This window comes from Thalassospira sp. GO-4, from assembly GCF_023588965.1.
GTDB lineage: Bacteria > Pseudomonadota > Alphaproteobacteria > Rhodospirillales > Thalassospiraceae > Thalassospira > Thalassospira povalilytica.
In genome coordinates this window covers 3801127-3815839 of sequence record NZ_CP097807.1, presented here as the reverse complement: position 1 = coordinate 3815839, position 14713 = coordinate 3801127, and the positions used below count along the sequence as shown (strand labels likewise).

Below are 14713 nucleotides of genomic sequence, written 5' to 3'. Positions count from 1 at the left end.
CTGATGAGCCTTTTCCGATCCGCACGCCCCATTTTGCTAAGCGCCCTTATCCTTGCAACCGGTCTTTTCGCCGATGCCGATCATGCCATGGCAAAGCCGCTGAATGTTGTTGCCACCACCTCCATGATCGCCGATGCCGCGCGCCAGGTTGCCGGCGACCGGGCCGAGGTCAAGGCCTTGATGGGCCCCGGCGTTGATCCGCATTCCTATCGCCAGACCCGAAGCGACATCGCCGCCATGGCGCGTGCCGATCTTGTTCTTTGGCACGGGCTGTATCTTGAAGCCCAGCTTGAGGAATTCTTCCTTGATCTGGAAAAGCGCCGCAATGTCGTCGCGGTTGGCGAAGCCATCGCCAAGGACAATCTTCTGAGCCATGCCGAATACAAGGGCCGTTATGACCCGCATGTCTGGATGGATCCGCAATTGTGGGAAACCGTCGTTCTGGCCGTGCGCGATGCCCTGATCAAAACCGATCCCGAGGGTGAGGCCACATATCGCGCCAATGCGGACCACCATATTGCCGAGATCGCCAAGCTGATCGACTATATGAAAAAGGTCACGGTCACCGTCCCGGAGAAAAGCCGGGTTCTTTTGACCGCCCATGACGCCTTCAGCTATTTCGGGCGCGGCTATGACTTTGACGTGCTGGGCATCCAGGGCATTTCAACGGAATCCGAAGCGGGCCTGCGCCGGGTCGAAGACCTGGTCAACACCATCGTCGATCGCAAGATCTCGGCGGTGTTTGTCGAAAGCTCTGTGCCTGAGCGCAATGTGCGCGCCCTGATCGAAGGCGCGGCTGCGCGGGGTCAGAATGTGGTGATTGGCGGCACCCTGTTTTCCGATGCGATGGGCGAACCGGGAACCTATGAAGGCACCTATATCGGCATGATCGACCATAACGTTACCCTGATCACCCGTGCCCTTGGCGGCACCGCCCCAAAAGACGGGTTTCAGGGTAAACTTGCGGCCGGGTCCTGATCAGACAATATTTGACGCCAGCCAAGACAATGTACGCACAAGCGAACAAGGAAGCCCCCATGAGCAATGCCAAACTGGTTGCAGAGTCCGGCAAAATCGTTGATGTCGCGGCCAAGGACGCGCCACTGACCGTGCGCGGCCTGACCGTTTCCTATGGCAACAAGCCGGCGGTGTTTTCGGTTGATGCCTCGATCCCGGCCGGATCCATGACCGCGATCATCGGTCCGAACGGGGCGGGAAAATCCACCTTTTTGAAAGGTGCGCTTGGCGTTGTGCCGCGCCTGTCGGGCGAGGTCCGCATTTTCGGCAAACTGTTTGCCGAGGCCCGCGACCGGGTTGCCTATGTGCCCCAGCGCGCCAGCGTTGACTGGGACTTTCCGGCCCGCGTCATTGATGTGGTCCTGATGGGGCTTTACGGATCGGTCGGGCTGTTCCGGCTCTGGCGATCGCGCCACCGCGAACAGGCGATGGACTGCCTTGAGCGGGTCGGCATGGCCGATTTCGCCGACCGTCAGATCGGCCAGCTTTCCGGCGGGCAGCAACAGCGCGTCTTTCTGGCCCGCGCACTGGCCCAGAATGCGGAATTCTATTTGCTCGATGAACCGTTCGCCGGGGTCGATGCCGCCACCGAACGCGCCATTGTATCGGTTCTGAAGGAACTGAAGGCCGAAGGCCGCACGGTTGTTTGCGTGCATCATGATCTGTCGACCGTGCCGGAATATTTCGACCGTGTGCTTCTGATCAATGTCCGGCGCATTGCCGAAGGCCCGGTTGAAACCACCTTTACCGCCGAGAACCTTCAGGAAACCTATGGCGGGCGTCTGGCCGCAACCCATATCGACGAATTGCATCTGGCATAGGCGGGTGGCAAAGGGCGACGGGCAAAGGCAGATATCGTCATGAGTTTTATCGAGTATTTCATAAGCGCCCTGTTTCTTCAGGCCGGATATAACAGCGCCCTGGTCGCGGTTGGCGCAGGGTTGCTTGGCCTGTCTGCGGGCAGTGCCGGGGCGTTTATTTTCCTGCGCAAACGCGCCCTTGTGTCTGATGCCATCAGTCATGCGACCCTTCCGGGTGTCGGTCTTGCCTTTATGATCATGGTCGCGTTTGGCAGCGACGGCCGATGGCTTCCGGGGCTGATCATCGGATCAGCCGTGTCATCGGCGATCGGGCTTTTGATGGTCGAATGGATCACGCGCAAAACCCGCCTGACCGAGGATGCGGCAATCGGTGCGGTGCTGTCGGTGTTTTTCGGGGTTGGCATTGTCCTTTTGACCGTGATCCAGACCATGTCATCGGGCCGTCAGGCCGGACTTGAAAACTTCCTTTTGGGATCAACGGCCGGGATGCTGATTTCCGAGGCCATGACAATAGCCATTGCCGGCGCACTGGCCGCCACATTCGTATTTCTGTTGCGCCGCCCGATGACGCTTGTGGCCTTTGATCCGGAATATGCTGCGACCACGGGCGTCAATGTGCGCAATATCGATCTGGCGATGATGGGGCTGGCGCTGATTGTGACGGTGATCGGGCTCAAGATTGTCGGGCTGATCCTGATTGTTGCGCTTTTGATCATTCCGCCGGTGACCGCACGGTTCTGGACCAACCAGGTCGGACCGATGATCGGCATTGCAGCAGGCGTTGGCGGGCTTTCGGGATATATCGGTGCGGTTCTTTCCGCAGCCGAGGCATCACTTCCGACCGGCCCGATCATTGTTCTGATTGCCTTTGGCTTTTTCCTGGTTTCAGCCCTGTTTTCGCCGTTGCGTGGCGGGTTGGCATCGGCACTTCGTCATCAGCGTTTCCAGCGCCGGGTCCACCGTCGCCAGGGGTTGCTGTCACTTGCGCGGCGTGAACCGATCTATGACGGATTGACCCTGCGTATCCTGCGGCGGTCGGGCATGATCCGGCGCGACGGGGTTGCCACGGCGCGCGGCCGGGTCGCGGCACAAAAAGCCGCCCGTGACGAGGCACGCTGGGCGGTTGCGCGGCGCATGCTGCCCGATGATTCCGCCATTGAACGCTATGACGGGTTGACCCCGATCGAACGCATGATGACCCCCGACCAGATTGACGAGATTGATCGCATCATCGCAGCCCGGAACGGAGCAAAGGCATGATCGACGACCTTATCACAGCCCTTGGCGCCGAGTTTGTCCAGCTGAGCCTGAGCCCGATTGTAATCGGCATTCTGGCAGCAGTTGCCTGTGCGCTTCCGGGGAATTTCCTGTTGCTGCGTCGCCAGGCACTGATTGGCGATGCGATCAGCCATGTGGTTTTGCCCGGTATTGTCGGGGCGTTTCTGGTGACCGGAACCATCACCGCGGTTCCGATGATGCTTGGTGCCGGTGTGGCGGCAATCATCGCGGTTGTCATGATCGAAATCGTCAAGCGCCTTGGCCGGGTTGAGCCGGGGGCAGCGATGGGGCTGGTTTTCACCACATTGTTCGCAGCAGGCGTTCTGTTTCTTGAAGTCACTGATACCAGTTCGGTTCATATCGATGTGCAACATGCGCTTCTGGGCAATCTGGAAAGCCTGATCTGGTTTGATGCCGAGGGATGGGGATCGCTTTTTGATCCGGCGGCCCTTGCGACCTTGCCGCCGCAATTGCCGCGTCTGGCGATTGTTCTGGTCGGCATCGGGTTGTTTATCCTGTTGTTCTGGAAGGAGCTCAAGATATCGACCTTTGACGCCGCCTTTGCCGAGGCAATCGGCATTCGCACCAGACTGCTCAGCTTTGCGCTTGTAGTGGCAACCGCAATTGCCGCTGTTGCGGCGTTTGATGCGGTCGGGTCGATCATTGTCATTGCGATGTTTGTCTGCCCGCCGGCCAGTGCGCGCCTGATGACCAATCAGCTCGGCCGACAGGTTGGCTGGTCAGTGGTGTTTGCGGTTATTTCGGCAGTGCTCGGATATGTCTTTGCCGGATACGGGCCGGGCTGGTTCGGATCGCCCTATGCGGTCAGTGCCGCGGGCATGATTGCCACCATTTCGGGGATCATTCTGATCCTGACCTGCCTGTTCGGGCCGCAACGCAAACGAACCGGTCAGCGCGCCGAAGCCTGAGACACCCGAAATCGGTTCCAAAACATCAAATGTGACCGATTGCTATCGTATCAGCCGGTCAAAGCCCCCATAATGAAGGGATGATCAAACATCCCCCATATCCGGCACGCCCGACTGTCAGGGCCAGTTTCAGGGCCAGTTTCAGGATCACTTTCACAGCCATCCTGACTGTCCTGATCGTGCTTTGGTCTGGCGTCCCGTCCGCGGTCGCGCAACAGACTAGTAACGCCCCGACGGGTGGTGACATCCGTGACGAATTGCAGCGGTTTGGCAATATCGATCTGTTTGTTTTCAGCGATCGTGCGGCGTTTCTGGCGCGGATGGACGAGACACTGGGACTTGCCAATATCAAGGATCCGGACAAGACATTTGCCAAATTGCCGCGATCACCCTTTACCGTTACCGGTCAGCAAAATGGCCAACAGATTGCCACCTGTCAGATTTTTGTCCCGGAAAATGTCACCCCGCAAAGCGGTAATGAGATATTTGCCGAACTGATGCGTGGCTGGTTCGGGAAAAGATTGTCCTATGGCACGGATCCCGCCATGACATATCGCTGGCTGATCTATCACGAGATCCGCCATTGCCAGCCCGATCATTTTGGCGGTGACGATATCGAAAGCCATCGCGACGAACGCGATGCCGATCTTTTCGCACTGGATCAAATCGCAACGAGTCAAAACCGTGACGGGCTGATCGCTGATATCATTGCATTTCGTATGATCACATCGGCCCTGTTTGCCGACCGGTCGCATATGACCGGCCTGTCGGTGCGCTATGCGCTGGACCCGGCATCAGATGGCAAAAGCATCACAACAGATCAGGAAGTGGCAGCGTTTCTGGCAACACGTCGCATGATCGGCGCACATGCCAAGGCCATTGCCGCCAATGTCACGCCGACCAATCTTGAACTTGTTCGCGCGATTACCAAACTTCGCAGCGCCGCCGAGGCCGGGACACTGACACCCGTCATCGCCCATGCGCCCGAAATCCTGATCGGTCTGGATGATGCGATAGCCCATTTTGCCCCGACCCTGCATGCCAGGGTGGCAACAAAACGTTAGGCCATATCGATCAGGCCTGGTCGGTCTTGCGCCAGAATGTCATGGCCGTGCACTGATCACGCCCAAGGCCAAGTTCCTTGCGCCAGTAAGTGTGGATCGGCTTGTAATCGGCATTTTCCACACCGGCCCAGCAATAGATCGCACGACCATCACGCGGCACTTCGACAGCGCGAATTGCATCCTGGATCAGGCTGTGGGTGACTTCTTCGACACTGTCGCGCAAGATCCAGGTCACCTTGATCCCGCTTTTGCTGGCAAGCGGAATAATGTCATCCTTGCTGCCCACTTCGATCAGCGCATGGCCCGCCACATCGGCAGGCATTTCATTCAGATAACGCCCGATCGCCGGAAGCGCCGTTTCATCCCCGGCAAACAGCATCCAGTCAGAAGCCGGCAGATCATTGCCCAGCGGCCCGGTCATCGCCACCAGATCGCCCGGACGCGCATGCAGGGCAAAGGCCGAACCCGGCCCGTTATCGCCATGCATGACAAAATCGACATCCACCCAGCCGCCCGCAGCATCAATGTCGCGAATGGTATAGACCCGCTGTTCGACCAGATCATCACCGCTTGGCCAGACCGGCATGCCATTTTCAGCCAGCGTCGGCCATTTCGGTTGCGCCTTGCCACGTGGCGGGATCAGAAGACGGACATGAATGCCTTCCTGCTCATAGGCGCCCATATCGACCCCGTGCAGACGCAGGCGTCGCATATGGGGCGACAGATCGGTGATCGCGCCAACAGTCAATTCGCGAAAGTTCGGAAGTTTGCCATTGCTTTGTCCTGCCCCCTTCCAGCGGCAGTCGAAACTGGTACCCGGTGCAGCACCCTGTTGAAGCAGTGAAATGATCGCGGCCTTCATCTGGACCACGCCGACCTCGGTCGTGGCCCCGACTTCCACATCAAGACCGTTTTCACGGCTGCACAATTTGATATGCCCGATCGATACCGAAATGCGCGTTGCGATGTCATCCCCCTGCACATCGCAATCATGACTTTTGTAATAGTCGGCAGTCTGCCGGATCAAAGCGGCACTTTCGGGCAAATCGATGCGGGTGGTTGCAGTCAGGATGGAGGACGGCATTGGGGCCTCGGCGCGATGGTGTTGGGATAAAACCACGGAGGCCTATTGATAATAAAAGTGATAGGCATTCTCAACAATATTTATCATGATTTTTCCACCACGGTGCCAGGCCCGGAACCAGTTGGTCCGCTTGGAATGGCTGCGTTCATGTTTGTGAAACCATGGTGATATCACGCCAGGCCTATTGGCATTCGCACAAGGGGTTTGACGTCGGCGTTTGCAAATATAAACTTCGATCGACCATTCAAACCAAATTAACCGGCCCTGCCCCGGCTCTGCCACTGGATGTTTATCCGCCGATCCTGTAAAGGGACGGGCTTGTGACCCAGTTGATTATCGATCCGGAAGATTGAAGACATCGCCATGACAGACAAGATCCGCCGCCTGAAATCATTCGAATTCCCGCTGGCCGTTGAATGGGCCGCCAATGAGGGCTGGAATCCCGGACTTGCCGATGCCGAGGTGTTTTACAATAGCGATCCTGACGGTTTCTGGGGTGCCTTTGACAAACAGGGCATGGCCGCGGTGATTTCCGCGGTTCAATACAGTTCCGATTTCGGCTTTGTCGGGTTTTACATCTGCCGCCCGGACCGGCGCGGATCGGGTCTTGGCTATAAATTGTGGCAGACGGTTCTTGATGACAGCGTCATGAAAACCATCGGGCTTGATGGTGTTGTCGATCAGCAGGACAATTACCGCAAGTCGGGCTTTGAATTTGCCCATCGCAATATCCGCTTTGGCGGGGTGGTCCATGCCAGCGCCCCGACTGATGACGATCTGTTTGCCCTGGCAATTGATGACATCGCCGTTGTCGATGCCTTTGAGCAGACCTGCAATCTGTTTGCCGAAAGCCGGATCGAATTCCTGCGTGGCTGGATCGGCAATGACAACCATACGGCACTGGCCCTTAAAGGGCCGATGGGACTTCGTGGCTATGGCGTGATCCGCCCGTGTAAAGAAGGTCACAAGGTCGGCCCGCTTTTCGCAGCCAATGCACAAGATGCCCGGACCCTGTTTGGCGCCCTTTTGCAAAGCCGCGATAATCAGGACGGCAAGGTCTATCTTGATATTCCCGAACCCAACCAGGCGGCCCGCGAGCTGGTCAATGACCATCAGATGATTGCCGAGTTCGAAACCGCGCGCATGTATAAGGGAACAGCACCCAAGCTGAACCTTGATATGACGTTCGGCATTTCATCGTTCGAGCTGGGATAACCTGCGAGCCAGGTCATCATACAGCCAGACAGCCAGACAGCCGGGCAGCCCGGCAATCGGGCAGGCAAAAAACAGCACCATTCAATCACGCGCCCCCATGATCGCGGCGATACCGGCCATGCGCTATTCAGGGCCGGTTTGCCAGACTGTGCCTACATCGCTTGATCAAGTCGGATTATCCTTACGGCGGGGTTGACCGCGCGGCGATTTCTGGCAACAAACATTTAATGCCAAAGGTATAGCATCCCCTAACCTAATGCCGTAATTTTACAATCGGGCGGCTCTTTTTGTTTGGTCCATTCCGCGCCGTAACGCAGGAAGTTATCGTTTGGTTCTGGAAAACAGGTTGTAGAAACCCAATTTTGAGGAGTGCAGCACCTAAAATCCTGCTTTTATGTAATGGGGTCAGTATGGACTTTAGAAATGCAACCGCACGGCAATTGAAATTTATGCCCGCTGCCGCGCGTTCTTTGCCAATTTTCATCAAGCACGCTTCGAAACAAAAGTTTTAACGCCGGATACAAATAACCGACATGGATATAGCTACACTCATTGGGATTATCGCCGGGGCTGGCGTTATTTTTGGCGCCATCATGATGGGCGGCAGCCTTGATTCTTTTGTTGATATTCCATCCGTCATGGTTGTGTTCGGCGGGACTGCGGCCGCGACCCTGATCAAGTTCCCGATGCGCGACGTCATAAAGTCGCTGAAAATCGGGGTGGGTATTGCATTCAAGAACCCCAAGGAAGACCCGCTTTCGATCTATGAAAAGGCCATCGAACTTGCCGGTCTGGTTCGCAAGAACGGTCTGCTGGGGCTCGAAAATGTTGAAGTCGAAAACGAAATCATGGCGCGCGGCATCCGCATGTGTGTGGATGGTCACAGCGGCGAAGTGATCAGAAGTTCGATTTCAAGCGAAGTGGAAAAATCGATCCAGAATGACGAGCTTGGCGAACTGATGTTCCGCGGGATCGGCGATACCGCACCGGCATTCGGCATGATCGGAACCCTGGTCGGTCTGGTGCAGATGCTGGCCAACCTTTCGGACCCGGATGCGATTGGCCCGGCAATGGCAATTGCGATGCTGACAACATTCTATGGCGCGGTTCTGGCCAACCTGATTGCGCTGCCGATTGCCGACAAGCTGGCCCTTAAGGTCGATCGCCTGCGCAACACCAAACAGCTGATCATTGAATCGGTTGTCCAGATCCAGGCAAGCCAGAGCCCGATGGTGATGAAAGAAATTCTTGGTCCATATCTTCCGGGTGGCGTGCCCGCTGATGCGGAAGACGGAGAATAAGAATGCTGTCATCTGATCTTCAGGTAGCGGTATAGACCCATGGCCAAGAAACCCGCAGCAGGCGCACCGGCTTGGATGGCGACGTTCGCCGATCTGATGTCATTGCTGCTTGTTCTGTTTGTTCTGTTGCTGACTTTTGCCGAGATGGATGTCATCCGCTACAAGCAGATCGCCGGATCGGTCAAAGCCGCATTCGGCTTTTCCAAACAGGACCAGTTGGCCGGGGTGATCGAACTGGACGGGTCGATTGTCGGCAAGTCGCTTAAGGCGCCAACCCCCGACAGTCCGCGCGTGGTTTCGGAAATCCCGCAGGCAGAAACCCCGAAAATCGAAATCGAGAAAACCGACACCAAGGAACAAAAGGCCGAGGCCCTTGAAGAAACGCTTGAAAGCGTTCTTGAGAATATGAGCCTGGAAGATCAGGTCGGGCTGGAACGCATTGACGGCGAAGTCGTGATCCGCTTTCCGAACGAGCTGGCCTTTCCGTCCGGATCATCGGGCATGACCGAAGAATTTGCCGCCATCCTCAATCGGCTGGCACCGGTCATCAACCAGACAGAGGGGGAAGTTCTGGTGGCCGGTCATACGGATAATATTCCGGTATCGTCTTCGTCTCCCTATATATCAAACTGGGACCTTTCCGCAGCACGTGCGACATCGGTTTTGCATTTTCTGATTGATCAGAACGGAACGGACCCCAGACGGATGGTTATTCAGGGCTATGGTGACAGCCGCCCGATCGCCAGCAACGACACCCCCGAAGGGCGGTCCGAAAACCGGCGTGTGGAAATCACCATCCAGATGGTCGAAACAAATGCACCCGATGGTGCAACAGGAAGCGGAGAAAGCGTAAACGATACTGATGCGACGGACTTTGATGCGCCCGATACCGGCAGTTCCGATTCAGGAACCTTCAGCATCGACAATCCCGGTGCAGGCGGGGCGGGTAGCGGCACAGGCAACACCGCCGACACGCCGGGCTCCACATTGCCGCGGCGCTCGTTCAGCATTCCGTCCGCACAGTAACAATTACGCGCAAAAAGGCCGGACATTCCCGGGACAGGAACCGGCTTGCGAATAAGGGAAATCGCGGAACATGGCGAGCAAGGACAATAAAAACAAAACGATCCTGTATGCCGACTACAGTGAACGGAACATGCTTGCCGCCCGCGAAGCAATCGAACCGCTTGGCTTTGGCAATTTCGTCCATTGCGACGACCGCGAAAAGACCGTCGAGCTGATCGGTGAAATGCACCCGGAGCTGGTTCTTGTCGGATTGTATCTTGATGGCATGCGCGGCATTTCGACCATTCGCGCCATTCGCGATTCCGGAAGCGACGAAAACCCGATCGGCCGCACGGTCCCGATCCTTCTTGGTGCGCCGAAACTTGACCGCCGCGGCATGCGCGATGCGGTCGATGCCGGGATCGAAGGGGTGTTTCGTCAGCCGATTGATCCCAAACGCCTGCGCAAGATCATTGAAACAGTCATGCGGTCACCCCGCCGTTTCGTTCTTAAGGAAAACTATTTTGGTCCGGCCCGGCCACAGGACATGATCCGGGCGGGTACCACCATGCCCAAAGCCCCGGCGACAAAGACCCCGTCACAGGCCACCACCCCGGTCGACGAAAGCACCCCGGAAAATCCCGGCCGCCGCAAGCGTGACCGCATCAAGGCCGCAATGCTTGAAACCCCGCCTGTCGTCAGTGCAAGTCCTGCTCCCGCGCGTCGTCGGGCGGCGGTTGGCAAGCCGGCACCCGCCAAAAGCACGCAGCCCGTGGAAACCGTTGCCGATATCCGCGATGACAAATCCCCCCTGGTCGGAATGAGCGACACCATCGAGGTTGCCAATGTACAAGCACGGTTGAATGGCAGCGGGCAGGTCTTTGATGACAGCGACCTTCCCGAAGTGCCGATCGCCCATGACCGCGATACCGGCCCCCAGAATATCGAAGCCGTACAATCCGCGCGCGAGGCATTGTCCCCGGTTATCGAACCGGCATCCCAAGAGCACGAGACCGAAGAACCCGATGACGACCCGATCGAAACCGCAGCAGATGACGACAGCGAAGAGCTGGTTGAAATCGATCTGCATGAAGCCTTGATCAGTCACAAGCTTTGGGTTGATACCGGCGGCAAGGAAGGCACGGTCATGTCGATTGACCATGCCGATCTGCGTGAAGCCGAACTTGAAGGCATTGATCTGAGCCGCTGCGGCCTTCCCTTTGCCAGTTTCAAGCGCGCCAATTGCAAGGATGCGGTTCTTCGGCGCTGTAACCTGACCGGGGCCGATTTCATCGAAAGCAATCTTGATAGTGCCAATCTTGCGGCAAGCCGTCTTTCGGGGGCGCGTTTCAATGATGCGATGCTGCGCAACACGGTATTTCTGGGATCGGATCTTTCGAATGCCAGTTTCCGGGGCCAGCATTTGCTTAATTGCGATCTGAGCGGCACCAATCTGGCCGGGACCGATTTCCGCGATGCGGATCTTACCGGCACGCGCGGACTGTTTGCCGAACAAATTCAGCGCGCGCGGGTCAATGCCAATACCCGCCTGCCCCGCAATCTTAAACTGCGTGATTAAGGCGGCCCCTATCGGCGGCCGAACATCTTTTCGATGTCATGAAGTTTCAGTTCGACATAGGTCGGGCGCCCGTGGTTGCACTGCCCGGAATGCGGGGTGGCTTCCATCTGGCGCAAAAGCGCATTCATTTCATCGGCATTGAGTTTGCGTCCCGAACGCACCGACCCGTGGCACGCCATGGTCGCGCAGACATACATCAGGCGATCTTTTAATGCCATGCCCTGCCCCAGTTCGGCGATCTCGTCGGCCATGTCACGGACCAGGGCGGCAACATCGACCTTGCCCAGCATGGCAGGGACTTCGCGCACCACGATGGCACCGGGGCCGAACGGTTCGATCACCAGTCCGAGTTCGGCGAATTCTTCGGCGCGGTCGGCAATGCGGTCGGCCGATGCTTCGTCGAGTTCGACCACTTCGGGCAGCAGCAATCCCTGACGCTTGACACCATTGGCGGCAAGATCGGCCTTCATGCGTTCATAGACAATGCGTTCATGGGCGGCGTGCTGATCGACAATCACCAGACCGTCGCGGGTCTGGGCAATGATGTAATTGGCATGGACCTGCCCGCGCGCAGCACCAAGCGGATGATCGACAAACTTGCCTTCATCGGCAATGTGATCGATACGGGCCGACGGTGCGGCACTGTCATAGCCGCCCGACAACGCCGCGGCTGCCGCTGCGGCAAAACCGTCACTGCCGGTATCGCGCGCATCATCCGGTGTCCCGGCAAAATCCCGCCCGCGATCAAACAGACCGCCATATCCCGCCCCGGAATCGACCGGGGACTGGGCGGCATAATTGCGTTCGACCGCCGCATGGCTTGGAATACTGGGTTGATACTGCCCGATGTTAAAGCCGCTGCCGCCACCGCTGCGCCCAGCACCACCATACGGAAGTGAGGGTCCCTCACCTTCGCGGCGAACCGCCCCAAGTGCCATATCGGCAACCGTGGTCGAGGCCCGGTGTCCGGCCCCGGCCAGCGCATGTTTGAGCGCCCCGACAATCAGACCACGGACAAGGCCCGGATCACGGAAACGGACTTCGGTCTTGCCGGGATGGACGTTGACGTCAACATCGCGCGGTGACAATTCAAAGAACAGCGCCAGCAACGGATGACGATCCCGCGCCAGGAAATCCTGATACGCACCGCGCACCGCCCCCTGCAACAGCCGGTCCTTGACCGGGCGGCCATTGACAAACATGAACTGCATCTGGGCATTGCCACGGTTCAGGGTCGGCACACCGGCATAGCCGGTCAAACGGATGCCTTCGCGTTCGGCTTCGATCTGAAGGGCGTTTTCCTGAAACTCGCGGCCCATGACAGCGCCAAGGCGTTTGAGGCGCGCATCAAACAGATCGCCTTCGCAGGCCGGGTAATTCAGGATCGATTTATTACCATCCCCCGTCAGGGTAAAACCGACATCGGGCCGTGCCATGGCAAGGCGATCCATGATTTCACGCGCATACATCTGTTCGGTGCGCGCGGTCTTGAGGAATTTCAGACGCGCCGGGGTGGCATAGAAAAGATCGCGGACCTCGACCCGGGTGCCATAGGGATGGGCGGCCGGTTCCGGTTCGCCCTTTGCCCCGCCTTCAATGCTGAGCGACCAGGCATTTTCAGAGCCCCGCACCCGGCTGGTCAGGCGCATCCGCGATACAGAACCGATGGATGGCAATGCTTCACCGCGAAAGCCCATGAACCCGATATTGAACAAATCATCATCGGGCAGCTTTGACGTCGCATGACGTTCAACCGCAAGCGACAGTTCCTCGGGCGTCATGCCCTTGCCGTCATCGGTGATCGACAAAAGCGTCCGCCCGCCATCACGCAGATTGACATCGACCCTGGTGGCCCCGGCATCAAGCGCGTTTTCAACCAGCTCCTTTAACGCCGCAGCCGGGCGTTCGACCACCTCACCGGCGGCAATCTGGTTGATCAGGTTCTGGGGCAGGACGCGCAGGGTCATGATGAAGGCAATGCTCGTGATGTTCGGATTGTTTATCTTGGTTGCCTTGAACCTATCAAAGCACAAAGCGCGGCGAAATCCCTTTCACCGCGCTTTGACATTTTTAGATGTGACTGACGGATCAGAAGGCCAGTTCGCCTTCGGGTTTGCCAACCACGGTCACCGTCACATTGGCCGGGTCCATCAGTTCGGCGGCAACGCGGTTGACATCATCAAGGGTGACGGCATCAACAAGGCTGTTGCGACGATCAAGGAAATCCATGCCAAGGTCTTCTTTCTGCATGCCGACCAGCATGCCCGACAGATTGCCAAGACTGGTAAAGCGCAGCGGGAAGGCCCCGGTCAGATAGGATTTGGCGTTATCGAGTTCTTCCTGGGTAACGCCCTTTTCCTTCATCTTGGTCCATTCGGTGCTGATCAAAGACAGGCTTTGGCCAATCGCGTCATTGCGCGTGGCAACCCCGCCCATCACCATTTCGGCATGGTCCAGATTGGCAAGGTAGCTATAAACCCCATAGGCAAGGCCACGCTTTTCACGCACTTCTTCGGTCAGGCGCGATGAAAAACCGCCCCCACCGAGAATGTAGTTCATGACATAGGCCGCATAGAAATCAGGGTCGGTGCGTTTGATGCCCTTTTGCCCCCAGATTGCCTGGCTTTGCGGGATGTCCTGATCAACCACATCAAGACCACCAAAGGTCGGGGTCACATCAGGAATTTCAGGAAGGTCACTGTGTTCAGGCAGACTACCAAAGGCCTCATCAAGCAGCGGGCCGAGTTCGTCGGCCGTGATATCACCGGCAACACCAATGATCAGATTGTCCTTTGCAAAGGCACGCCCGACGAAATTGCGGAAATCATTGGCATTGAACGACGCAACCGTTTCAAAGGTGCCTGAAACCGGACGGGCATAGGGATGATCGCCAAAGATCGAACTGAAGAATGTCCGGCTGGCAATGTCACCCGGATCATTTTCCGCCCGTCTCAGACCGGCAATGATTTGCGAACGGATACGCTCGACCGCCTCGTCATCGAAACGCGGTTCGGCCAAGGCCAGACGCAGAAGATCAATTGCGGTATCGCGTTCGCGGGTCAGCGTGGTCAGGGACCCGGAAAAATCATCGCGACCGGCATCAAAGGTCAGACTGATTGAACGGTTTTCCATCTCGCCGCGGAAAGTCTGACTGTCCATGGCGCCGGCCCCTTCGTCAATCAGGCCCGAAACCATATTGGCAAGGCCAAGCTTGTCAGCCGGATCGGTTGCCGCCCCCGCACCGGTAAAGGCGATATCCATCGTCATCAGCGGGTTCATATGGTCTTCGATCAGCCAGGCGCGAATGCCGCCTTTGGAAATGACTTCCTGGACTTCGACCGCGTGGGCGGACTGGGTGATACCGACAAAGGTCAGGGCCGCAACGGCAAAACCGGCGGCGTGTTTCATGATCTGGTTCAT

At 57.5% G+C, this 14713-nt stretch carries 12 protein-coding genes; 9 read left to right on the top strand and 3 right to left on the bottom strand.

Translation table 11 applies throughout. The annotated features are described in order from the left end of the window. Positions 1-3: 3 nt before the first annotated feature. From M9H61_RS17460 to M9H61_RS17440, 5 genes are all read left to right on the top strand, one after another. Positions 4-978: a metal ABC transporter solute-binding protein, Zn/Mn family gene (locus tag M9H61_RS17460; RefSeq protein ID WP_250281929.1), complete on the top strand. Its 975-nt coding sequence runs from the start codon at positions 4-6 to the stop codon at positions 976-978. Positions 979-1037: 59 nt separating this feature from the next. Then, positions 1038-1838: a metal ABC transporter ATP-binding protein gene (locus tag M9H61_RS17455; RefSeq protein ID WP_101245885.1), complete on the top strand. Its 801-nt coding sequence runs from the start codon at positions 1038-1040 to the stop codon at positions 1836-1838. A gap of 39 nt (positions 1839-1877) precedes the next feature. Further along, the gene (locus M9H61_RS17450) at positions 1878-3098 is read left to right on the top strand and encodes a metal ABC transporter permease (RefSeq protein ID WP_250281927.1); all 1221 of its coding nucleotides are present in this window, start codon (positions 1878-1880) and stop codon (positions 3096-3098) included. Further along, positions 3095-4045 carry a metal ABC transporter permease gene (locus tag M9H61_RS17445; RefSeq protein ID WP_101245523.1) on the top strand — a complete coding sequence of 317 codons (951 nt, stop codon included), beginning with the start codon at positions 3095-3097 and terminating at the stop codon, positions 4043-4045. The genes M9H61_RS17450 and M9H61_RS17445 overlap by 4 nt, the downstream gene beginning before the upstream one ends. A 179-nt stretch (positions 4046-4224) precedes the next feature. Further along, positions 4225-5109 carry a hypothetical protein gene (locus M9H61_RS17440; protein ID WP_250281924.1) on the top strand — a complete coding sequence of 295 codons (885 nt, stop codon included), beginning with the start codon at positions 4225-4227 and terminating at the stop codon, positions 5107-5109. A gap of 10 nt (positions 5110-5119) precedes the next feature. On the opposite strand, the gene M9H61_RS17435 is transcribed toward M9H61_RS17440, so the two are convergent. Then, positions 5120-6193, bottom strand: a complete 1074-nt coding sequence (locus tag M9H61_RS17435; RefSeq protein ID WP_250281921.1) for a siderophore-interacting protein — start codon at positions 6191-6193, stop codon at positions 5120-5122. Between the two features lie 363 nt (positions 6194-6556). Here M9H61_RS17435 and M9H61_RS17430 point away from each other — a divergent pair, with 363 nt between their 5' ends. The 4 genes from M9H61_RS17430 (at position 6557) to M9H61_RS17415 (ending at position 11293) form a co-directional block, all read left to right on the top strand. After that, on the top strand, positions 6557-7408 hold the full coding sequence (locus tag M9H61_RS17430) for a GNAT family N-acetyltransferase (protein WP_250281920.1): 852 nt from the start codon (positions 6557-6559) through the stop codon (positions 7406-7408). Positions 7409-7941: 533 nt separating this feature from the next. After that, entirely contained in the window at positions 7942-8709 is a 768-nt protein-coding gene (locus tag M9H61_RS17425) for a motility protein A (protein WP_101245518.1), read from the top strand. A 39-nt stretch (positions 8710-8748) separates the two neighbouring features. Further along, positions 8749-9735, top strand: a complete 987-nt coding sequence (locus tag M9H61_RS17420) for an OmpA family protein (RefSeq protein ID WP_101245517.1) — start codon at positions 8749-8751, stop codon at positions 9733-9735. 70 nt (positions 9736-9805) lie between these two features. Further along, positions 9806-11293: a pentapeptide repeat-containing protein gene (locus M9H61_RS17415; RefSeq protein WP_250281918.1), complete on the top strand. Its 1488-nt coding sequence runs from the start codon at positions 9806-9808 to the stop codon at positions 11291-11293. Positions 11294-11301: 8 nt separating this feature from the next. Here M9H61_RS17415 and mutL read toward each other — a convergent pair whose 3' ends face one another. Together mutL and M9H61_RS17405 are read right to left on the bottom strand one after the other, a co-directional pair. Continuing rightward, positions 11302-13260 carry a DNA mismatch repair endonuclease MutL gene (mutL, locus tag M9H61_RS17410; protein ID WP_250281917.1) on the bottom strand — a complete coding sequence of 653 codons (1959 nt, stop codon included), beginning with the start codon at positions 13258-13260 and terminating at the stop codon, positions 11302-11304. 121 nt (positions 13261-13381) lie between these two features. Then, positions 13382-14713, bottom strand: coding sequence for a pitrilysin family protein (locus M9H61_RS17405; protein WP_250281915.1), 1332 nt, complete (start codon positions 14711-14713; stop codon positions 13382-13384).